Below are 20,687 nucleotides of genomic sequence, written 5' to 3'. Positions count from 1 at the left end.
AGCAATAGAAAAGACAGGGGTGTGAATTGGATGGAAAAGATAACTGGTGTGACAAAGGATTCGGCCGGTGCGGCTACGGCATTAAAGGCCATGGAAGAAGGAGCGCACGTAAAAGTAAAGGGTGCGGTCCATTCCGTCAGAAGGATGGGAGAGATTACCTTTCTCATTCTGCGGAGGCGGGACGGCCTGCTGCAGCTTGTCTGTGAAGAAGGAAAAACAAAGGAAGGGTACCGGGAGGTCCGGGAAGGAGATACCCTGAAAGCAGAAGGAACCATTCGGAAAGAAGAACGTTCGCCCGGCGGGCTGGAAATTGTGACAGAAGAAGTCACAAAACTTTCCGAGTCGAAGAAGGCTTTCCCGCTTCCGGTATCCAGAAAAAAACTGAATACTTCACTGGAAGCGAAACTCTCCGTGCGGCCGTTATCTCTCAGAAATCTCAGAGAGCGGGCAAAATTTAAGATTCAGGAGGGGATCTGCCGGGCTTTCCGGGAGTATCTTTTTCAGAACGGATTCACGGAAATCCATACGCCAAAAATCGGAGCAAAAGGAGCAGAGGGAGGAGCCAACCTCTTCCGGCTTGACTATTTTCACAAAAAGGCGGTACTGGAGCAAAGTCCCCAGCTGTACAAACAGATGATGGTGGGGGTGTTTGACCGGGTATTTGAAACGGGACCTGTTTTCCGGGCAGAAAAACACAATACAAAACGACATCTCAATGAATATACCAGCCTGGATCTGGAGATGGGCTATATTGATGATTTCACCGATGTGATGGAAGTGGAAACCGGATTTTTGCAGTATATGACCCGCCTTCTGGAGCAGGAGTACCGGCCGTGGCTGGATCTTCTTGGCGCCCGGCTTCCGAAGACGGATGAGATCCCGTCTGTCCGGTTCGATGAGGCGAAACAGCTTGTTGCGGAAGTTTACCAAAGACCGATGCGGGCACCGTATGATCTGGAACCGGAGGAGGAAGAACTGATCGGCCGTTACTTTAAAGAGACATACGGCGCGGATTTTGTCTTTGTCACCCATTATCCTTCCAGAAAACGCCCGTTCTATGCGATGGATGATCCGGCGGACCCAAAGGTGACATTAAGCTTCGACCTTTTATTTCGAGGACTGGAAGTGACAACCGGAGGCCAGCGGATACATGATTATGATAAGCTGACCGCAAAAATCGGAGAAAAGAAGATGACGACAGAAGGACTGGAAGATTATCTTTCTGCCTTTTTATATGGAATGCCGCCTCACGGCGGGCTTGGAATCGGGCTGGAACGGCTGACCATGCAGCTTCTGGGGGAAGAGAATATCCGGGAGACCTGTCTGTTTCCGAGAGATTTGAAACGGCTGGAGCCGTAGAAAGGAGATGGCAATGAAAAAAATCAGCTGGGATGAAACTATGGAATATCTGGAAATCCTTTCCCAGATCAGTCTCACGGAAGAAGAAAAGCAGGAGACAGCCGGAGAGTTAAAAAAAATCCTTGCCTATATGGAAAAGCTGGAAGAGCTGGATACGGACGGGGTGGAACCCATGTCCCATGTCTTTCCGGTACAGAATGTATTTCGTGAGGATATTGTGGAACGGGAAGATCAGTGGGAAGCACTGCTTGAGAATGCTCCGCAGAAAAAAGAGGGGCAGTATCTGGTGCCGAAGACAGTATAGAGGAGGAATGGTATGGGAGAAGAATATCTGACATGGACGGCCGGGGAGCTTGCCCGAAAGATTCGAAAAGGGGAGATCCGCCCATCGGAGGCTGTGGAAGCTTCCCTGTTACAGATAGAAAGGATGGAACCGCAGATCGGAGCATTCCTGCAGATTGACCGGGAAGGAGCGCTTGCCCGGGCAGAGGAAGTGGAGCAGGGTATCCGATCCGGAAAATATCAGGGGCCATTTGCCGGAGTGCCGGCAGCGGTCAAGGATAATATCTGCACAAAAGGTATGGAAACAACATGTGCATCCAGGATTTTAAGCGGTTTTTACCCACCCTATGATGCCTGTGCGGTAGAAAAACTCAAAGAGGCAGGCATCATTATTCTCGGGAAGACCAACATGGATGAGTTTGCCATGGGAAGCACGACGGAGACTTCTGCGCGGAAGGTGACAAAAAATCCGTGGAATACCGGACATGTGCCGGGCGGCTCTTCCGGGGGTTCCTGTGCGGCAGTGGCGGCGGATGAATGTTTTATTGCCCTGGGATCGGATACCGGAGGATCCATCCGCCAGCCAAGTTCCTTTTGTGGAGTGACGGGAATCAAACCGACCTACGGGACTGTTTCCCGGTACGGTCTGATCGCATATGCATCCTCGCTGGATCAGATCGGACCTATTGGAAAAGATGTGGCGGACTGTGCACGGATGCTTTCCCTTCTGGCCGGGCAGGACAGAAGAGACAGTACTTCTTTGAAGAGGGAGACTCTGGATTTTGAGGAGGATCTTGCGGGAGATATCCGCGGAATGAAGGTTGGGATTCCGAAAGAATATCTGGACGAAGGAATTGACCCGGAAGTGCGGGATGCTTTGAAGAAGACCATGGAGATCCTGAAAGAACGGGGAGCATCAGTGGAAGAGTTCTCCCTTGGCATGACAGAATATGTCATTCCTTCTTATTATATTATTGCCTCGGCAGAGGCAAGTTCCAATCTGGCCCGGTTCGACGGTGTCAAATATGGATACCGGAGTCCTCATGCGGACTCGCTCCATGAGATGTACAAAATGACCCGTTCGGAAGGATTCGGAACGGAAGTGAAAAGGAGAATTTTTCTTGGCTCCTTTGTTTTAAGTTCGGGCTATTATGATGCATATTATCTGAAAGCACTGAAAGCCCGTGCCGTCATCAAGGAGGCATTTGACCGGGCATTTGCCGCTTACGATGTGCTGCTTGGCCCTGCAGCACCTCAGACTGCACCGAAAATCGGAGAAAGCCTTTCGGATCCGCTTCAGATGTATCTGGGAGATCTCTACACAGCGGCAGTCAATCTGGCAGGCCTCCCGGCCATATCCGTACCGTGTACGGTGTCAAAGGCGGGCCTTCCGATCGGAATCCAGCTGATTGGAGACTGCCTGCAGGAGAAGAAGATTATCCGTGCGGCAGCCGCTTTTGAAAAAGAGAGAGGCATATTTCCGAAGGCATATTCTGGAACAAAAAGGGGGAAAATCTGACGATGAGAAAACAGTATGAGACCGTGATTGGTCTGGAAGTGCATATTGAACTTTCCACAAGGACAAAGATTTTCTGCGGCTGTCCGACCGCATTCGGCGGAGAGCCCAATACCCATACCTGTCCGGTGTGCACCGGAATGCCCGGATCCCTTCCGGTTCTGAACAGGAAGGTCGTGGAGTACGCATTGAAGGCGGGACTTGCCATGAACTGTAAAATCCATACTTTCTGCAAATTTGACCGGAAAAACTATTTTTATCCGGACAATCCTCAGAATTACCAGATTTCCCAGCTGTATCTTCCAATCTGCTATGACGGATATGTGTCGGTTGATACGGCACAAGGAGAAAAAAGAATCCGGATTCATGAGATGCACATGGAAGAAGATGCCGGAAAACTGGTCCACGATCCATGGACGGACAGCTCCCTTGTAGACTATAACCGAAGCGGCGTGCCGCTGATTGAGATTGTATCGGAACCGGATATGCGAAATGCCCAGGAGGTCATCGCCTATCTGGAACAGCTCCGGATCATGGCTCAGTATCTGGGAATTTCAGACTGCCGGCTGGAAGAAGGCTCCATGCGTGCGGATGTTAACCTGTCCGTTCGGGAAGCGGGGACAGAAAGCTACGGCACCAGGACAGAGATGAAGAACCTGAACTCCTTTAAGGCCATTGCGAGAGCAATTGAAGGGGAGACCATACGGCAGATTGAACTTCTGGAAGAAGGAAAAGAAGTGATTCAGGAAACAAGGCGGTGGGATGACAATAAGGAATGTTCCTTCCCGATGCGCTCCAAAGAGGACGCTAAAGATTACCGGTATTTTCCGGATCCGGATCTTCCTCCGGTCGTGATTGACGATGCATGGATCGGACGGCTTAAAAAGGAACAGCCGGAACTGCGGGAAGAAAAGAAAAAACGGTTTATCCGGGAGTTTTCTCTTTCGGAATACGATGCCCGGATTTTGACAGAGTCCAGAAATATGGCAGATCTGTTTGAAGAGACGGCAAAAATCTGTTCGCAGCCAAAGAAGGCTGCAAACTGGATGACTCAGGACGCCATGAAGCTTCTGAAAGAAGCAGGAAAAAGTCCGGAGGAGATGAAGTTTTCTCCGGACCACCTGGCAGCGTTGATCCTGGTAGAAGAAGAGCAGAAGATCACTCACAAAGGTGCAAAGGAAGTTTTTGAACAGATTTTTGACCACGATGAAGAGCCGCTCGCCTACATTGAGGCGCATCATCTATCCACTGTGGCAGATACGGACGTGCTGGAGCAGATCATCGAGGAAGTGATCCGTGAGCATCCGGATTCTGTGGCACAGTACCGGGAAGGAAAAGAAAAGGTATTCGGATTTTTTGTCGGGCAGGTCATGAAAAAGATGAAGGGAAACGCGGATCCGGCAGTTACGCGGGAACTTCTGCGTGAGAAACTCAGATAGAGAATTCAGGGAAAATATCTGTCATAGTTCTTGCCCTGAAGTCCTGATGCGGAATATAATAAGAACATCAGGGAATTGAGGCAGTCGAAAGATGGAGGAAATAAATATGGCGAAATATGAAACTTGGGAAATTCTTCAGATGATCGAAGAAGAAGATGTAAAATTCATACGTCTGCAGTTTGTGGACATTTTCGGGACCATCCGGAATATTGCTGTGACGGCGGGCCAGATGGAGAAAGCGCTTGCGGGGAAATGTATGGTGGACGGATACAGCATTGCCGGGATGAAAGAGCTTGGATATGACAGAGTTTATCTGAAACCGGACATTGATACATTTACAATCCTGCCGTGGAGGCCGCAGCAGGGAAAGGTGGCAAGATTCCTCTGTGATCTGATGGATCAGGAAGGGAATGATATTGCGGAGAGTCCAAGATATATTCTCAGACGTGTACTGAAAAAGGCAAAGCAGCAGGGGTACAGTTTTGATCTGGACCCGGAGTGTGAATTTTTCCTTTTCGAGACGGATGAAGAAGGGAACCCTACAACACGGACGAGAGAGAAGGCGGGCTATCTGGATGTGGCGCCTCTTGATCAGGGAGAAAATGCGAGACGAGACATGATTCTGACGCTGGAAGAGATGGGATTTGAGATCGAGTCATCCCATCACGAGGACGCTCCGGCGCAGCATGAGGTGGATTTTAAGCAGGCACAGGGTGTGAAGGTGGCGGATCAGATTGTGACATTCCGCTCTACGGTACGCGCGATTGCCCAGAGACACGGCCTGCACGCGACATTTATGCCAAAGCCGAGGACAGACCTTCCGGGCTCCGCATTGTCTTTAAATATTTCCGGATTCCGGGACGGGAAAAATATGTTTGCAGATCCTCAGGCGGAGAACGGACTGAGCCAGGAAGCCTACTCTTTTATTGCGGGACTTCTGTCCCATATGAATGGAATGGCCGCAATCGCCAATCCGATTGTCAATTCATATAAGAGACTGAAACCGGGATTCCATGCCCCGACCGAGTTGTTCTGGTCCCTCAATGATTATCGCGCCCCGATCCGGGTAGTGAAAGGGAAAGAAGGAGACACGCACATTGAGTGGACGCTGCCGGACGGAGCGGCAAATCCTTATCTTCTGATTGCGATGGTTGTCGCGTCCGGCTTGAACGGGATTCAGGAAAAGATGATTCCGCTGAAGGCGGATGAAAAGGCAGGAGCTCTTCCGGGTACATTAAAGGAATCTCTGACCGCACTGGAAAAAGACGAATTTTTAAGAAATGTCTGCGGAGAAAACTATGTCAGGACCTATTTAAATGAGAAGACAAAAGAATGGGAACTCTATACACAGGAAGTCACTGACTGGGAGCTGAAAGAGTATTTACACAGATTTTAACAGACAGCAGGGGGAAAGAAAATGGGAAGTATTATCATCGCACTTCCGCGGCAGGAAACCGCGAGAAAAATCAAAGAAATACTTCTGCGCCATGGTTTCGGAGATACCATTGTCGTATCAACGGCGGCAGCGGCGCTTCAGGAAATCGGGCGTCTTTCCCACGGAATTGTGATCAGCGGGACGAAGCTTCCGGATATGGATTATACCGATTTGCTGGACTGCCTGCCACGGTATTTTGATCTGCTTCTGCTGGATACGACACAGAATGTCAGTCACAGAAGGCAGCCGGGGCTGGTGGCCGTGACCATGCCGGTGAAAGCATATGAATTTATCGATACGGTCAACATGATGCTCCAGAATCTGGACCGGCAGGTAGTAAAGCGGAAAGATAATAAGCCAAAACGGACGGAAAAGGAGGAAAACTATATCCGGAATGCCAAGTACGTCCTGATGGAACGGAACCATATGACGGAGGAGGAAGCATTCCGCTACATTCAGAAAAGCAGTATGGATACCGGAAGAAATATGGTAGAGACAGCGCAGATGATACTGACACTGATCTATAATGAGATTTAAAAATGACGAAAAAACGGAAAAAACATAGACAATTATATACAAATGTACTAAAATAAACGTATTGGCATTATGACAAATACGGAGGTAGTAATATGAAAGGAAATGTAATTGTTGGACAGTCAGGAGGCCCGACAGCGGCGATCAATTCAAGTCTGGCTGGTGTTTACCGTACGGCAAAGGACAGAGGGGCAAACAAAGTGTATGGAATGCTTCATGGAATTCAGGGGCTGATGGAGGAGAAATACATTGACCTGTCAGAACATATCACAAACGATCTTGATGCGGAGCTTTTAAAGAGAACTCCGGCTGCATATCTGGGATCCTGCCGGTACAAACTTCCGGAAATTCATGAAAACAGAGAAGTATATGAAAAGATCTTTGAAATTCTGGACAAGCTGGATATTGAAGCATTTATCTATATCGGAGGAAATGACTCCATGGATACGATCAAAAAGCTTTCCGACTACGCGATTGTGATGGGATATCCGACAAGATTTATCGGATGCCCGAAAACAATTGACAATGACCTTGCTCTGACGGATCACACACCGGGATACGGAAGCGCGGCAAAATATATTGGAACATCTGTAAAAGAGATTATCCGTGACAGCTTCTGTCTGGAATACAGCAAGGGACTTGTCACGATCGTTGAGATCATGGGAAGAAATGCCGGATGGCTTACCGGAGCGGCGGCTCTTGCGAAAGGAGAGGACTGTTCGGGACCGGATCTGATTTATCTTCCGGAGCTGACATTTGATCTTGACAATTTCATGGAAAGAATCAAAGATCTGCTGAAAAAGAAAACTTCTGTTGTTGTAGCGGTTTCCGAAGGAATCCATCTGGAAGATGGAAGATATGTCTGTGAACTTGGAGCAAATGTAGATTTTGTAGATGCGTTTGGACATAAGCAGCTCACTGGAACAGCAGCTTACCTTGCACAGTATGTAGCAAATGAGATCGGATGCAAGACCCGCGCCATCGAATTGAGTACGCTGCAGAGATCCGCGTCTCACTGCGCGTCCAGAGTAGATATTCTGGAAGCGTCTCAGGTAGGCGGTGCTGCAGTAAAGGCGGCGGATGAGGGAGATAACGGAAAGATGGTTGTGCTCAAGAGAATTTCCGATGATCCGTATCAGTGCAGCACAGAAGTAAAAGATGTGCACAAGATTGCAAATGACGAAAAACTTGTGCCGAGAGAATGGGTCAATGAAGACGGTACTTATGTAACAGATGAGTTTGTTGCATATGTTAAACCGCTGATTCAGGGAGATGTATCTCCGGTTATGGTGGATGGTATTCCAAGACATCTGTATAAACCACATCATTAATATTTGAAGAAGGGATCAATGGTGAAGATCGGTGTAACAGGAGCGGACGGATTTCTCGGAAGCAGAATTCTCCGCTTCTATCAGGATAAATTTGATATGACGGGATACCGTCATACGGACATGGACTTTACGGATCCGGAAGAGGCAGAGGCGGTCCTGAAAAAGGACCGCCCTGATATTTTGATCCATACAGCAGCGGTCTCTGATGTGGGCGCATGTGAACAGGATCCGGAACGGTCGGAAAAAGTCAATGTGGACGGAGTCAGAATTCTGGCAAAGATCTGCCGGGAGATCGGGGCGCGGCTGATTTTCTGCAGCTCCGATCAGGTTTATGTGGGAAATGGAGAAAGAGAGCCCCACAGAGAAGAAGAGAGGATCGCTCCACCGACTGTGTACGGCAGGCAGAAGATCCGGGCGGAAGAGCTTGCGCTTAAAGCCCAGCCGGACACGGTGGCACTGCGCTTAAGCTGGATGTTTGCTGTCGACTTCCGGGAGGGACAAGAGCATGGGAATCTGATTTCGACGGTCTGCAAGGCCAGGGAATCAGGAGACCGGATCAGGTATCCAGTCTACGATCTCCGGAGTATCACGGATGTATGGGAAGTAGTTGAAAATCTGGAAATCATGTTTCATGCACCGGCAGGAATCTACAACTTCGGAAGTGAAAACGACAGGAGTACGTATGAAGTGGTGAAAGAGTTTCTGGAAAGTGCCGGAGCGGGATCAGAAAATCTGGAAAAGAATGAGGAAGCCTTCCGGGATCATCCGAGAAATCTGCGGATGAATATCGAAAAAGTGAAAAAACTGGGAGTCCGGTTCCTTACGACAGAAGAAGCATTGAAAAAGGCAGGAACGCGGTGGAAACACGATCCTGCATAAAAAGAAAATCCCCCGTAAAAGGGAGGATGCCGGGTGATCATCGGCTGATCCCCGGCATTTATTATGAAAAAGTTTATTCAAAAAGTATTTACTTGACAGCGTCTTTATCAGTTCTGTTTTGTTTTCTTTTTGATGATTTTAGTATACCTGTTATTCGTGAAAAAAAAGTGTTCTACAAATCAACATTTAAAAAACAAAAAATGAACAAAATATGAACGTAAAGACGGATGTTGTGCAGATTGTACACTTTCTCTTATTTTCTATAGATGAAATGTGGCAGGCCGTCTTTCTGAGGCACTTCCACCTGTCCCTGAATCAGCGGACGGACATAGTTCAGGAACGATTCTGTAACATCGGATCCATCTGCAGTGATCCAGTCGGAAGGAACAACTTTCTCTTCATTGCAGATCTGATTGACATCAGCAGTCCCTGGAACCATCTCGTAGGAATCCCCAGCCTGTCTCTCAAAGGTGATCATAACGCCGGTTTTCCCATCCATGGCACAGTCAACTCCATAAGAACCTGCACAGACTGCTTCTTCCAGATCAGTGCCGGACAGGCAGGAAGAAGAGCAGCGCTGGGAGACATTGAGTTCCACAGAGCGTACTTTAATACCAAGTGTATCTTTTACAAGGTTTTCCAGATATTTTCCGGAACCTGTCAACATTTTGTGACCAAAGGTATCGGTGCCGACTTCGCTTGCGTATTCACAGATAAAGGTGCCTTCGGCATCGTGAATTCCTTCGGAAATACAAACGACAAGGTTCGTAGTCTTCTTCAGGGCATCCTGTACCTGGGAAAGGAAACGGTCTTTGTCAAATGCAGTTTCCGGCAGGTAAATCAGTACCGGATTGTCTCCTTCAAACTTTCTTGCAAGAGCAGAAGCGGCAGTCAGCCATCCCGCATGTCGTCCCATAATCTCTACGATCGTAACGGAAGGCTTGTTGTCATATACTGATGCATCGACAGCGATTTCACGGACTGTGGATGCCACATATTTTGCAGCGCTTCCAAAGCCTGGTGTATGGTCTGTCATGACGAGATCATTGTCGATGGTTTTCGGAATACCGATAAAACGGATGCTGCTTTCATTTTTGGCTGCATAGCGGGAGAGCTTGCTGACCGTATCCATGGAATCATTTCCGCCGATATAGAAGACGGACTGAATCTCATATTCCGCAAATTTTGCAAACAGCTGCGGATAAACCGGATCGGAGAGATCTTCCGGAAGCTTGTAACGGCAGGAGCCAAGATAGGCACCCGGTGTTGTCTTCAAAAGAGGAAGCGTGCCGTTTTCTTCCAGGGTACGCATATCCATCATGTTTCCATTTAAAAATCCCTCAATTCCATTGACCATTCCGTAAATATTGTCAATCTGCGGTGTCTCCAACCCTCTCTTAACGACGCCGTAGAGACTTCCGTTGATAACAGCGGTCGGCCCTCCGGACTGTCCTACCAGTATGTTATGTTTCATATTTCATATCCTCCAGTTTTTTTCTCATTTTGTAATTTAGTATAACGAAAAAGGGAGGAATACTCAATAGATGAGGCGTCAAAAATCCAGACGAAAAACTTATTGACATTTTTCAGAACGGTGTATATAATAACACATAGATAAATATCTATATAAGGAGGGAGAAGATGGATGATAAGAAGATCGCACTAATCTTTAAAGCATTCTGCGACGAAAACCGCATTAAAATTATAAAAATGTTGCGTTCGGGCGAGAAATGTGCCTGCAAGCTGCTGGAAGAAATCAATGTTACGCAGCCAACACTTTCACATCATATGAAAATACTCTGCGATGCTGAAATTGTTGTTGGACGCAAAGAAGGAAAGTGGACCCACTACTCCATTTCAGAGAAAGGTGTGGAACAGGCGAAAGAATGTTTACAGCGTTTGACTACGCTTGAAAGCGAATGTGAAGATAAGTCGTGTTGTGAAAAGTAAGAGAATCAATGCTTTTCCGCACGGCTTATATTTGAGAGAACAAATAGACATATTTCAATATGACTATATAAAAGGAGATTTCTATGGAGACATTAAAAGGAGCGTGGGACTTTTTTCAAAATGAAGTCCTCGGTATGAACTGGCTGAATCGACTTATTGAAACAATTTTGAACGCTTGTGGCTTAGATACCACAAGTAAAATCGGGGCCAGTGTTCAATTTTTTATTTACGATACTATAAAAATAATGGTACTGCTTGGCGTGTTAATTTTGATTATTTCGTATATTCAAAGTTATTTTCCACCGGAAAGAACAAAAAAGATACTCGGCAGATTTCATGGGATATGGGCCAATATCATCGCTGCCCTGCTCGGAACAGTAACACCGTTCTGTTCCTGTTCCTCTATTCCACTGTTTATCGGATTTACAAGCGCAGGTTTGCCACTTGGCGTTACATTTTCCTTTTTGATTTCTTCGCCTATGGTTGACCTTGGAAGCCTTGTTTTGTTGATGAGTATTTTCGGTTGGAAAGTCGCTGTTTTTTATGTTATTTTCGGATTGGTGATTGCTGTTGTCGGTGGTACGTTAATCGAAAAGCTGAATCTTGAAAATCAAGTAGAAGAATATATCCGAAACGGTCATTCTATTGATGTTCCGCAAGCAGAATTACATTTTAAAGAGCGAATGAACTATGCTTGGGACCAGGTTGTTTCAACAGCGAAAAAGGTTGCTCCTTATGTTTTGATAGGTGTAGGTATTGGTGCTGTTATTCACAACTGGATTCCAGAAGAATTTATTGTCAAGGCACTTGGTGATAACAATCCGTTTGGTGTAATTCTTGCTACGATAGTCGGTATTCCGATGTATGCGGACATTTTCGGTACAATCCCGATTGCAGAGGCGTTGCTGGCAAAGGGAGCTTTGCTTGGCGTCGTCCTTTCCTTTATGATGGCCGTAACGACGCTTTCGCTTCCATCAATGATTATGCTTCGCAAAGCGGTTAAACCGAAACTGCTTGGTATTTTCATTGGAATATGTACGATTGGCATTATTATCGTGGGTTACTTTTTCAATGCAATACAATATTTAATTATATAATTTAGGAGGTTCGCATCATGGCATTAGAGAATTTTGGCAAGAAAAAAATCGCTTTTATCTGTGTTCACAATTCCTGCCGCAGTCAGATTGCGGAAGCGCTCGGGAAACATTTGGCAGGAGACCGTTTTGAATTTTATTCAGCGGGAACGGAAACAAAACCGCAGATTAATCAGGATGCGGTAAGGATTATGAAGCAGCTATACGGAATCGATATGGAAGAAACACAGTACAGTAAGACGGTTGATAAAATTCCTGCACCTGATATTGCAATATCAATGGGGTGCGATGTCGGCTGCCCTTATATCGGGCGGGACTTCGATGAAGACTGGGGGCTTGCTGATCCGACAGGAAAGGACGATGCATGTTTCATACAGGTAATCGAAGAAATTGCCAGAAGAATAAAAGAGATGTAAGTAATAAATCCTATTAAGCAGATCATGCCTGGCCGGAACTGCTTAATAGGATTTTTAGTTTTGGAAGAAAGTAATCTCCTTTATTTATATGATTTGATAAGAGTAATGATTTCAGATGTTTTAGCGACTCTGCCTGACACGACTAATTTTCCGTCGATCATAAGAGAAGGAGCTGACATAACGCCGAGCTTTACGATATCAATAAGATCCTCCACTTTTTCTACTTCAGCTTCACATCCGGTTTCCTGCACGGCTTTCTGTACATTCTCATAAAGCCGGCTGCATTTTTCACATCCCACGCCTATTACTTTGATATTCATGATAATCTCCAATCTAGTTTTTTAACGTCATTTCCGTTCCAACACATTCCTGCCATGATGAAAAGATTTTTTTGATGATTGCAGGTCCGATTTTTGAAATAAATACAAGCTGTGATTTTTCAAATTCCTCAGAAGGTTTATAATCAATCAGTGCTTCCACGACATCAATCTGTGTCCAGCCTTCTTTTTCAAGTCTGCAAAATCCTTTTACCCGGTATGCATCAGGGGTCAGACTTTGCAAAAAACGATCCAGCTTACTTTTTTCAACGGTACCATTATATTCCAGGAAGATTGACTTTGGCTTGTTTTCCACGGAGTTGGTTGTCTCTTCGGACTCCGCCCACTGATAAATCGTCAGATCTTTCCGGAGAAAGGAATAGTCCATTTGGCCATTCGCGCTGATCAGAATTTCGCATACAGGATTGATGTCTCTGATCTGTTGTGTGACCTTTTGAATCTGTTCTTCATCTGCAAGATCGGTTTTTGTAATAATTGCAAGGTGACAGTGCTTTAACTGCCGGTATGTAGTCTCTTCGTCTTTTACCTGTTCAAGAAAATTTACCGCATCCACGAAACATAACACACCTTTGAAATCATATTCTTTGTCAGAAACGACCCTGGCTGCTTCGAGAATTTCGTTTACATTGGAAGGATCACCCCAGCCGGAGCTTTCCACGAACAGATATTCAAAATCCTGTTTCGACATTTCGGCAAGAGCATTTACAAAGTTCAGCTTCAGACAGGAGCAGAAAATCGAGCCCCGGTTGATTTCGACCATCTGAATATCATCATTTCTGAGAATGGTTCCGTCAATTCCCAGCTTTCCAAATTCATTTTGAATCACACCTATTTTGTGCCCCTTTAACTGTTTCAGCAGTTCCAGAAGTACAGTTGTTTTGCCGGAACCTAAAAAACCGGTCAAAACATATAGTTTTGTGTTTACAGACATGTTAACAACTCCTTTGACAATTTTTATATTTTGGATCATGTATATTCATCTACCCCGTTTTTTTTTGATGAATATACATTGAAGAATATCTATATATCGTAGTATATAAAACACATAGAAAAATGTCAATATGTATTGCCGGATATTAAGAGAATGTTTTTTTTTATAGAGATTTTCCTTGGAAAATCGTTCAAAAACGATTATACTGTAAGCAGTAACTGCAAAAAAGCAGGAACGGGGGAAGAACATGAAGTATATAACATTTGCAATACCATGCTATAACTCACAGGACTACATGGAGCGCGCGATAGAGTCTGTCCTCAAGGGAGGAAAGGACATCGAGGTCATCATTGTCAATGACGGATCCAAAGACGGAACCGAGGAGATCGCGAGACGGTACGAACGGGAATACCCGGATATCGTACGAGTGGTCAGTCAGGAGAACGGCGGACATGGAGAAGCGGTCAACAGCGGTCTTCTGCATGCCCAGGGAAAGTATTTTAAGGTAGTGGACAGCGATGACTGGCTGGATGAAGAAGCGCTTCTGAAGATCATGGAGACGTTGCGGAGATTCGAGGAGAACGGCGAAGAAGTGGACATGCTGATTTCCAATTATGTATATGAGAAAGTCGGAGCCTCCCACAAAAAAGTGATTCATTACAGGAACTGCCTTCCTCAGGATCAGGTGTTCGGATGGAGTGATCTCGGGCATTTCCGGATAGATCAGTATATTCTGATGCATTCGGTTATTTACAGGACAGAACTTTTGAAGCTTTGTCAGCTGCATCTTCCGAAGCATACGTTTTATGTGGACAATATTTATGTCTATTATCCGCTGCCGCATGTCAGAACGATTTACTATCTGGATGTGAATCTGTATCGCTATTATATCGGGCGGGATGATCAGTCTGTCAATGAGAAAAACATGATCAAGAGGATTGATCAGCAGTTGTATGTCAACCAGACCATGATTGATATGTACCAGATGAAGATGATCTCGAATAAAAAGCTTCGGAGCTATATGATCAAATATCTGGCGATCATGATGACTGTTTCGTCCATTATCTGTATCCGGTCCAAGAAAGAGGAAAATCTGAAAAAGAAAAAGGAACTGTGGACCTATCTGAAAAGGAAAGATTATAAAACCTATTTCAAAATTCGATATGGAATTTTAGGACAGACCATGAATCTTCCGGGAAGATCAGGAAGAAAGATCTCGTCCATGGGATACTCTGTGATGAGAAGAATCATCGGATTTAATTAAATACGAATAAAAAGACGGCCATGGTGCATACTACTCTTTAAAAGAATGGAAAGGAGCAGTAAGTAACATGGCTGTTGAATTTTCACAGAGCAGAACAAAAGAAAATCTGATGAAAGCATTTGCCGGAGAAAGCCAGGCGAGAAACCGGTATACAATTGCGGCAGAGGAAGCGTGCCGGAAAGGTTTTTTCGCGCTCAAGGAGATCTTTCTTTTTACGGCGGATCAGGAGAGAGCGCATGCGGCCCGGTTTTATGAGCTTCTGAAGACGGAAGCGGGAGAGAACATCCGGATCGAAGGAGGATATCCGGTGGATCAGTCGGAAAGTCTGGTTGAACTTCTGATGATGGCAGCGCATAATGAGCAGGAGGAACATCAGGAGGTGTATCCGGCCTTTGCAAAGACAGCGGAGGAGGAAGGCTTCCCGGAAGCAGCATATGCATTCTCACAGATTGCGGAAGTGGAAAAAATTCACGGGGAGCGTTTTGCAAAGATTGCAGAAATGTTAAAGAAGGAGACTTATTATGAGTCTTCGGGACAGGGAGAATGGATGTGTCTGAACTGCGGCCATATTTTTAAAGGAGAAAAAGTCCCTCCGGTCTGTCCGGTGTGCAGACATGAACGGGGATATTTTATTCCGGCATGCATGGCTCCGTATCTTGGATTTTCAGCATGCAGGTAATACGAGGAAAGGGGAAAGAATGACCAGCCAGAAAATAGAAAATCTTTTAAATCTTGCACTGGACGCGACCGGGACAGAACGGCTTCGATCTGTAAATCTTCAGGTGGGATATAATGAAATGACAAACACGTGGGACGTAATTATTCTGTATTCTGGTACGCTGGAACGTGTGTCGGAGACTGCGGAGTCGGTGACGCCGCTTTTGAAAAATTTTGCTATTGTGCGGATACGGGAGGAAAATATTGAGAAGCTTGCTTCGCTGGAAGAAGTAATCTATATTGAAAAACCAAAAAGACTTTTCTTTGAAGTGGCAGACGGAAGAAGGGTGTCCTGCATCGATGCGGTGCAGACACCCCGTTTTCGTCTGACAGGAAAAGGGGTTTTGATCGGAGTGATTGATTCCGGGATCGAATATGCAAATGCAGACTTCAGACAGGAAGATGGCGCGACGAGAATCCGTTTCCTCTGGGATCAGACCGTGGAAGGGACACCGCCGGAAGGGTACCGGATCGGTTCGGAATTCTCGGCAGAGCAGATCAATGAGGCTCTGCAGCAGCCGAACAGGACGATGCGTCTGCAGAAGGTGCCAAGTGTTGATAGCTCCGGTCACGGGACTGCCGTTGCCGGTGTGGCCGCAGGAAATGGAAGAAACAGCGGCGGACGTTACCGGGGAACGGCTCCCGACGCGGAATTAATCATTGTCAAACTGGGGAATCCGGGAGGTGAGGGATTTCCGCGGACAGCGGAGCTGATGCAGGCAGTAGACTATATTGTACAAAAGGCGGAAATGCTTCAAATGCCGGTATCGGTCAACATCAGCTTTGGGAATACATATGGCGCTCATAACGGAACATCACTGCCGGAGCGTTTTCTGGATGCGGCTGCGCAGATCGGCAGGACTTTAATCAGTGTGGGAACAGGAAATGAAGGGGCAGAGGCCGGACATACATCCGGATTTGTAAGAGAAGGAGAAGAAACAAGTGTACCGCTTGGAGTACAGGAACGTCAGGGAGCATTCAGTCTTCAGATCTGGACGGATTACACGGATGTGATCGGCGTGACGATTAAGACGCCATCCGGAGAACGAGTCGGTCCGATTCGGGAAGTGATGGGTACCCAGCGTTTTCTGACCGGAAAAACGGAGATTCTGCTGTATTACGGGGAGCCGAGCCCCTACAGTGGTCTGAACGAGATTTTTCTGGAATTCCTGCCGGTGGATGATTATGTAAACAGTGGAGAATGGAATATTATTCTCGTGCCGGAGCAGATTGTCACAGGGCGGTTTGAAATGTGGCTTCCTGCCAGCTACACGCTGAATGAAGGGACGGCCTTTTTTTACCCGACCGAAGAGCTTACGCTCACGATCCCTTCGACAGCATCCAGAGTACTGACAGTGGCAGCATATGATGCGGACACCATGTCCTACGCTGATTTTTCAGGACGGGGCCGAAAAAGCCAGAATAATCAGAAACCGGATCTTGCCGCGCCGGGAGTCAATGTCGTTTCTGTACAGGGAGAGGAAGGGTATGCATCTTTTACCGGAACATCCTTTGCGGCTCCGTTTGCATCAGGCGGAGCCGCGCTTTTGATGGAGTGGGGAATTACAGAAAAAAATGATCTGTTTTTATATGGGGAGAAGGCAAAGGCGTTTCTGAGAAGAGGAGCCAGAGAACTTCCGGGATATGATTCGTGGCCGAATAATCAGCTTGGATATGGAGCCTTATGTATCAGGGACAGCATCCCGGAAACAAGAGTTTCGTGATTATAGACAGTTTTTTAACAAATATTTTATATATAGTAGACAAAAAACTCCTTGATAAGAAAAAAATATTATCCATTTTGATACCTGCTGTAGGATTTTGAAACTTATAGGTTATATTTATGACAGATAAAAAAAGAGGAAAAACATCTATAAGACGGCATGTAAAGGAGGAAAACATTATGATGACAATCTTATCAGGAGTTGGGATGCTTTTGCTTACACTGGCAATCTTCTCTCTCTTCAGCATGAAAATGCCGAAAGGGTCTTTGGCCATGAGCGGTATGGCAAATGCAGCAGTAGCAACGTTCCTTGTGGAGGCCATTCATAAGTACATTTCAGGGGATCTCTTTGGTATCTCCTTTTTCAAATCAGTTGGGGAAAATGCAGGCGGATTCGGCGGTGTGGCAGCAGCGATTGCGGTACCGCTCAGCATGGGGACCAATCCGGTACTGGCAATTGCAGCCGGTGTCGTTCTGGGACAGTTCGGTATCCTTCCGGGATTTATTGCGGGCTATGTAGTAGGGCTGCTTTCTCAGTTGATTGAAAAATATCTTCCGGAAGGTGTCGATGTCATAGCAGGAGCACTGATCGTAGCACCGATCTCCCTGCTCGTAGCTACAGCTGCAGACCCGCTTGTTAATATGACGCTTGCAAGAATCGGTGGTACTATTACGGCGGCGGCAGAGCAGTCTCCGCTTGTTATGGGATTCCTCCTTGGAGGAATCATGAAGATGATCTGTACATCACCGCTCAGTTCCATGGCACTGACAGCCATGATTGGACTGGACGGACTTGCGATGGGTATCGCGGCAATCGCATGTGTGGGCGGATCATTCACAAACGGTATTGTATTCAAACGTCTGAAGCTTGGTGATAAGAGTAATATCATTGCGGTTATGATGGAACCTCTGACGCAGGCACCGATCATTACGGCAAATCCGATTCCGATTTATTGTTCCAACTTCTTCGGAGGAGGACTTGCAGGTGTATCCGCAGCAGTATTCCATATTATCAATAACGCGCCGGGTACCGCATCCCCGATTCCGGGACTTCTGGCACCGTTCGCGTTTAATGATCCGGTCAAAGTCGTGCTGGCAGTAATCTTCGCAGCGGTTGGCGGATCTTTGGCAGGATATGTAGGAAGCCAGGTTTTCAAGAAGAGTTATGAGAAAAAAGCAGAAGCAAGGCAGAATCTGACTATCGAACCGGCAGCAGAATAAAGCAGATAAAAAGGATCCCTGGGGCATTTTGAGCCCGGGATCCTTTTTGAGTGATCATCGATATACGGTTACACGTTCTCGCAGTAACAAAGCAGTGCATTGAGAAAGTTGCGGATTTTTACATTGCCGTGCCGGTCGGATTTTCCGCGGATATAATCCATTTCACGTCTGACCTGTTCAAAATTATAAAGCGTGTTGGAAAACTCGTTAAACACATCGTTCGAATAATCTTCCAGACCCAGATGGGCAAGATTGACCAGTCCGGTTGAGGCAGCCCGGCGGATTCGCTGCTCTACAGATTTCGGATTTTCGCTGAAACGCGAGAGAAGACTGCCAAGAGTCTGCTGCTCGAGAGTCTCATCCTGATCGTGCAGAAAGGTGATCAATGAAATGATATCCTTGCTGCCCAGCTCGCCGATGATGCCCAGTTTCTGAAGAACACCGGTAAGTCTGCCCTGAAAACTTTCAGACTGTGAAGAGGAGTCTGACGTTTTTCCCCGGGTGGAAAATTCCGCCTCAAAGAGAGTCTGAACCTTTCCGATTTTGCGGTGCATGGAAAGGCTTTTGATGACATTACGGATTACAGCCTCGACCTCGATGGCGTTGATTGGTTTCTGGATAAAAAATTCCACGCCTGCCTCATAGGCTTTGGCTATGAGATCCTTGGAAGCGACCTGGGAAATCATGATGCAGACAGAATCAGGAGAGATATCTCTTACTTTTTCCACAAAACTGATTCCGTCCATATCCGGCATGAGAAGGTCGACAAGGATGATGTCAGGATGAAGGGCTTCCACATCTTCCAGAGCGTCGTAGCCGTTGCCGGATGAACCGCAGCATTTGCCGAGCTGTCTGTCAGTCACAAGAATTTTCAGTATGTTTCGTACATTCTTATCATCATCTACAAAATAAAAGTTCATTTTTAACCCTCCAGTGTTTCTTTTGGCAGACGGATGGAAAAACAGGTATTCCCCGGACGGGAGTCTGCATGGATGCATCCGCCAAGATTTTCTTCCACAATCCCTTTTACGATATTGAGGCCCAGTCCGCGGCTGATTTCCCCGGTCTCATAGTTGATTTTTGTGGAAAACCCCGCGTCAAAGATCTGTGAGAGCGCATCCGGGGGGATTCCCTGTCCATGATCTGTGACCGTACAGAGAATTTCGTCTGCTGTTTCTTCTAGTGTAACCTGAATAAAAACCTGATCATTTTTCGAAGCTTCTACCGCATTTGTAAAAAGATTCCGAAAAACAGAAAGCAATTCGTACACATGTCCGGTGCGGAATGAGGAGCGCCCTTTCACTTCAAAAGAAAGCGTCTTGTGAGCGGCTGAGGCAATCTGCTCAACCGGGCTGCGCAGAAGGGAAAACAGTTCACCGAATTCCAGGCGGAGAGGGCCATCTTCTGTCTGCAGCGCATCGGAAAGTCCACGCAGGATCAGATAGTATTCTTTCTTGATTTCATGAATATCATTCGCGATAATCAGGGCGTCTTTGGCTGCATCCTTTGTACTTGAATCCGAACGAAGACGCTCAAAGAGCTGATATGCAGAATGCATGGTCGACTCTACCAGGGAGGTGTTTTTCTCCATCCAGATGACTTCCTCCTGAAGGCGGGCTGTCAACAGAGAAAGATTCCGGTAGTAGTCCTGCTGCTCCTTTTTCAGAAGTACCAAATGGTACCTGCGGAACACCGTCATGAAAATCAGAATCAAAGCAGTCCGGAACATAGCGGTCATCAAGATTCCGGATTGCGAAGAAAGGGAAAATGCATTAATATTAAGACGTAGCATCAGTTCCCCGAAATTTGCCGCATAGTCACAGAAAAGCAAAGCGGCGGTGTCCATCAGGACCGAGGATTTTCGGATTTTCACGATATAGACAGTCAGAAAGACACCATAAAAAAGATAAAAAAACAGTTCCGGGACTGCCAAAGAAAAGGAAATATTGAAAGATGATTCCCTGAAGCTGCCCAGAAAAGCCCGTGAAAACAGTACAAGGACGCCTGAAAGAGCAGACACCGGGAGAACCGGAAAATCCGGGGCAAGCATGGCAAAGGATGCCAGAAAGACGATTCCCAGTGAAACGCTGAATTCAGGAGAAAAAATATTGATGTAAAACTGTGCTGCCGCCACCGTGATCAGGCTGTAAAACAAGGTGTGCAGAAAAAGATCAAAATATTTCGGAGATTTCATTGATGCTTTTCCTCCGTTTCGTTATTCTGTCATAATTGACAGGATCAATGATTGGCATGAAAAT

Annotated in this window: 20 protein-coding genes; 15 read left to right on the top strand and 5 right to left on the bottom strand. The window is 46.4% G+C overall.

All coding sequences use genetic code 11. From position 1 onward, the window contains the following. Positions 1-30 precede the first annotated feature (30 nt). From aspS to H6A32_RS07725, 8 genes are all read left to right on the top strand, one after another. Positions 31-1,359, top strand: coding sequence for an aspartate--tRNA(Asn) ligase (aspS, locus tag H6A32_RS07760; RefSeq protein WP_204864058.1), 1,329 nt, complete (start codon positions 31-33; stop codon positions 1,357-1,359). Between the two features lie 13 nt (positions 1,360-1,372). Further along, positions 1,373-1,663: an Asp-tRNA(Asn)/Glu-tRNA(Gln) amidotransferase subunit GatC gene (gene gatC / locus H6A32_RS07755; RefSeq protein WP_087168136.1), complete on the top strand. Its 291-nt coding sequence runs from the start codon at positions 1,373-1,375 to the stop codon at positions 1,661-1,663. A gap of 12 nt (positions 1,664-1,675) precedes the next feature. Further along, the gene (gatA, locus tag H6A32_RS07750) at positions 1,676-3,160 is read left to right on the top strand and encodes an Asp-tRNA(Asn)/Glu-tRNA(Gln) amidotransferase subunit GatA (RefSeq protein WP_191434536.1); all 1,485 of its coding nucleotides are present in this window, start codon (positions 1,676-1,678) and stop codon (positions 3,158-3,160) included. A gap of 2 nt (positions 3,161-3,162) precedes the next feature. After that, positions 3,163-4,596 carry an Asp-tRNA(Asn)/Glu-tRNA(Gln) amidotransferase subunit GatB gene (gene gatB / locus H6A32_RS07745; protein ID WP_204864057.1) on the top strand — a complete coding sequence of 478 codons (1,434 nt, stop codon included), beginning with the start codon at positions 3,163-3,165 and terminating at the stop codon, positions 4,594-4,596. Between the two features lie 106 nt (positions 4,597-4,702). Then, positions 4,703-5,992: a glutamine synthetase family protein gene (locus H6A32_RS07740; protein WP_204864056.1), complete on the top strand. Its 1,290-nt coding sequence runs from the start codon at positions 4,703-4,705 to the stop codon at positions 5,990-5,992. A gap of 21 nt (positions 5,993-6,013) precedes the next feature. Further along, positions 6,014-6,568, top strand: a complete 555-nt coding sequence (locus H6A32_RS07735; protein WP_204864055.1) for an ANTAR domain-containing response regulator — start codon at positions 6,014-6,016, stop codon at positions 6,566-6,568. Between the two features lie 92 nt (positions 6,569-6,660). Further along, positions 6,661-7,896 carry a 6-phosphofructokinase gene (locus H6A32_RS07730; protein ID WP_087168131.1) on the top strand — a complete coding sequence of 412 codons (1,236 nt, stop codon included), beginning with the start codon at positions 6,661-6,663 and terminating at the stop codon, positions 7,894-7,896. A 3-nt stretch (positions 7,897-7,899) separates the two neighbouring features. Then, positions 7,900-8,775, top strand: a complete 876-nt coding sequence (locus tag H6A32_RS07725; RefSeq protein WP_430749580.1) for an SDR family oxidoreductase — start codon at positions 7,900-7,902, stop codon at positions 8,773-8,775. A 253-nt stretch (positions 8,776-9,028) separates the two neighbouring features. Here H6A32_RS07725 and H6A32_RS07720 read toward each other — a convergent pair whose 3' ends face one another. Beyond that, positions 9,029-10,249: a 6-phosphofructokinase gene (locus H6A32_RS07720; protein WP_087168129.1), complete on the bottom strand. Its 1,221-nt coding sequence runs from the start codon at positions 10,247-10,249 to the stop codon at positions 9,029-9,031. Between the two features lie 167 nt (positions 10,250-10,416). Here H6A32_RS07720 and H6A32_RS07715 point away from each other — a divergent pair, with 167 nt between their 5' ends. From H6A32_RS07715 to H6A32_RS07705, 3 genes are all read left to right on the top strand, one after another. Next, positions 10,417-10,725 (top strand): ArsR/SmtB family transcription factor, encoded by a 309-nt coding sequence (locus H6A32_RS07715; RefSeq protein ID WP_118636421.1) that lies wholly within the window; start codon positions 10,417-10,419, stop codon positions 10,723-10,725. Between the two features lie 83 nt (positions 10,726-10,808). After that, entirely contained in the window at positions 10,809-11,822 is a 1,014-nt protein-coding gene (locus H6A32_RS07710; protein WP_204864054.1) for a permease, read from the top strand. A 17-nt stretch (positions 11,823-11,839) separates the two neighbouring features. Next, entirely contained in the window at positions 11,840-12,235 is a 396-nt protein-coding gene (locus H6A32_RS07705) for an arsenate reductase ArsC (RefSeq protein WP_118636423.1), read from the top strand. A gap of 80 nt (positions 12,236-12,315) precedes the next feature. On the opposite strand, the gene H6A32_RS07700 is transcribed toward H6A32_RS07705, so the two are convergent. Beyond that, positions 12,316-12,555, bottom strand: a complete 240-nt coding sequence (locus tag H6A32_RS07700) for a thioredoxin family protein (RefSeq protein ID WP_087168125.1) — start codon at positions 12,553-12,555, stop codon at positions 12,316-12,318. 13 nt (positions 12,556-12,568) lie between these two features. Next, positions 12,569-13,504: a CobW family GTP-binding protein gene (locus H6A32_RS07695; RefSeq protein ID WP_087168124.1), complete on the bottom strand. Its 936-nt coding sequence runs from the start codon at positions 13,502-13,504 to the stop codon at positions 12,569-12,571. A gap of 247 nt (positions 13,505-13,751) precedes the next feature. Here H6A32_RS07695 and H6A32_RS07690 point away from each other — a divergent pair, with 247 nt between their 5' ends. The 4 genes from H6A32_RS07690 to H6A32_RS07675 all read left to right on the top strand — a co-directional run bounded on the left by H6A32_RS07690 (position 13,752) and on the right by H6A32_RS07675 (position 18,429). Next, on the top strand, positions 13,752-14,768 hold the full coding sequence (locus H6A32_RS07690) for a glycosyltransferase family 2 protein (RefSeq protein ID WP_087168123.1): 1,017 nt from the start codon (positions 13,752-13,754) through the stop codon (positions 14,766-14,768). Between the two features lie 67 nt (positions 14,769-14,835). Next, positions 14,836-15,447 (top strand): rubrerythrin, encoded by a 612-nt coding sequence (gene rbr, locus H6A32_RS07685; RefSeq protein WP_138373222.1) that lies wholly within the window; start codon positions 14,836-14,838, stop codon positions 15,445-15,447. Positions 15,448-15,466: 19 nt separating this feature from the next. Beyond that, positions 15,467-17,209 carry a S8 family peptidase gene (locus tag H6A32_RS07680; protein WP_204864053.1) on the top strand — a complete coding sequence of 581 codons (1,743 nt, stop codon included), beginning with the start codon at positions 15,467-15,469 and terminating at the stop codon, positions 17,207-17,209. 182 nt (positions 17,210-17,391) lie between these two features. Further along, the gene (locus tag H6A32_RS07675) at positions 17,392-18,429 is read left to right on the top strand and encodes a PTS sugar transporter subunit IIC (RefSeq protein ID WP_242958947.1); all 1,038 of its coding nucleotides are present in this window, start codon (positions 17,392-17,394) and stop codon (positions 18,427-18,429) included. A gap of 68 nt (positions 18,430-18,497) precedes the next feature. Here the strand turns inward: H6A32_RS07675 and H6A32_RS07670 are convergent, their stop codons facing one another. Both H6A32_RS07670 and H6A32_RS07665 read right to left on the bottom strand, forming a co-directional pair. Then, on the bottom strand, positions 18,498-19,349 hold the full coding sequence (locus H6A32_RS07670; RefSeq protein WP_087168120.1) for a response regulator: 852 nt from the start codon (positions 19,347-19,349) through the stop codon (positions 18,498-18,500). A 2-nt stretch (positions 19,350-19,351) separates the two neighbouring features. Beyond that, complete coding sequence (locus tag H6A32_RS07665) at positions 19,352-20,623, bottom strand: sensor histidine kinase (RefSeq protein ID WP_191427662.1); 1,272 nt, start codon at positions 20,621-20,623, stop codon at positions 19,352-19,354. Positions 20,624-20,687 lie beyond the last annotated feature (64 nt).

Source organism: Drancourtella massiliensis (genome assembly GCF_016900655.1).
In the GTDB taxonomy this organism is placed as follows: Bacteria; Bacillota; Clostridia; order Lachnospirales; family Lachnospiraceae; genus Sellimonas; species Sellimonas catena.
The sequence above is the reverse complement of the archived record's forward strand: the minus strand, read 5'-3'. Positions and strand labels throughout refer to the sequence as shown.

Excerpts from the sequence above, each read along its gene's own strand:
- aspS (WP_204864058.1), top strand. The coding sequence starts at position 31 with ATGGAAAAGATAACTGGTGTGACAAAGGATTCGGCCGGTGCGGCTACG.
- gatC (WP_087168136.1), top strand. The coding sequence starts at position 1,373 with ATGAAAAAAATCAGCTGGGATGAAACTATGGAATATCTGGAAATCCTT.
- gatA (WP_191434536.1), top strand. The coding sequence starts at position 1,676 with ATGGGAGAAGAATATCTGACATGGACGGCCGGGGAGCTTGCCCGAAAG.
- gatB (WP_204864057.1), top strand. The coding sequence starts at position 3,163 with ATGAGAAAACAGTATGAGACCGTGATTGGTCTGGAAGTGCATATTGAA.
- H6A32_RS07740 (WP_204864056.1), top strand. The coding sequence starts at position 4,703 with ATGGCGAAATATGAAACTTGGGAAATTCTTCAGATGATCGAAGAAGAA.
- H6A32_RS07735 (WP_204864055.1), top strand. The coding sequence starts at position 6,014 with ATGGGAAGTATTATCATCGCACTTCCGCGGCAGGAAACCGCGAGAAAA.
- H6A32_RS07730 (WP_087168131.1), top strand. The coding sequence starts at position 6,661 with ATGAAAGGAAATGTAATTGTTGGACAGTCAGGAGGCCCGACAGCGGCG.
- H6A32_RS07720 (WP_087168129.1), bottom strand. The coding sequence starts at position 10,249 with ATGAAACATAACATACTGGTAGGACAGTCCGGAGGGCCGACCGCTGTT.
- H6A32_RS07715 (WP_118636421.1), top strand. The coding sequence starts at position 10,417 with ATGGATGATAAGAAGATCGCACTAATCTTTAAAGCATTCTGCGACGAA.
- H6A32_RS07710 (WP_204864054.1), top strand. The coding sequence starts at position 10,809 with ATGGAGACATTAAAAGGAGCGTGGGACTTTTTTCAAAATGAAGTCCTC.
- H6A32_RS07705 (WP_118636423.1), top strand. The coding sequence starts at position 11,840 with ATGGCATTAGAGAATTTTGGCAAGAAAAAAATCGCTTTTATCTGTGTT.
- H6A32_RS07700 (WP_087168125.1), bottom strand. The coding sequence starts at position 12,555 with ATGAATATCAAAGTAATAGGCGTGGGATGTGAAAAATGCAGCCGGCTT.
- H6A32_RS07695 (WP_087168124.1), bottom strand. The coding sequence starts at position 13,504 with ATGTCTGTAAACACAAAACTATATGTTTTGACCGGTTTTTTAGGTTCC.
- H6A32_RS07690 (WP_087168123.1), top strand. The coding sequence starts at position 13,752 with ATGAAGTATATAACATTTGCAATACCATGCTATAACTCACAGGACTAC.
- rbr (WP_138373222.1), top strand. The coding sequence starts at position 14,836 with ATGGCTGTTGAATTTTCACAGAGCAGAACAAAAGAAAATCTGATGAAA.
- H6A32_RS07680 (WP_204864053.1), top strand. The coding sequence starts at position 15,467 with ATGACCAGCCAGAAAATAGAAAATCTTTTAAATCTTGCACTGGACGCG.
- H6A32_RS07675 (WP_242958947.1), top strand. The coding sequence starts at position 17,392 with ATGACAATCTTATCAGGAGTTGGGATGCTTTTGCTTACACTGGCAATC.
- H6A32_RS07670 (WP_087168120.1), bottom strand. The coding sequence starts at position 19,349 with ATGAACTTTTATTTTGTAGATGATGATAAGAATGTACGAAACATACTG.
- H6A32_RS07665 (WP_191427662.1), bottom strand. The coding sequence starts at position 20,623 with ATGAAATCTCCGAAATATTTTGATCTTTTTCTGCACACCTTGTTTTAC.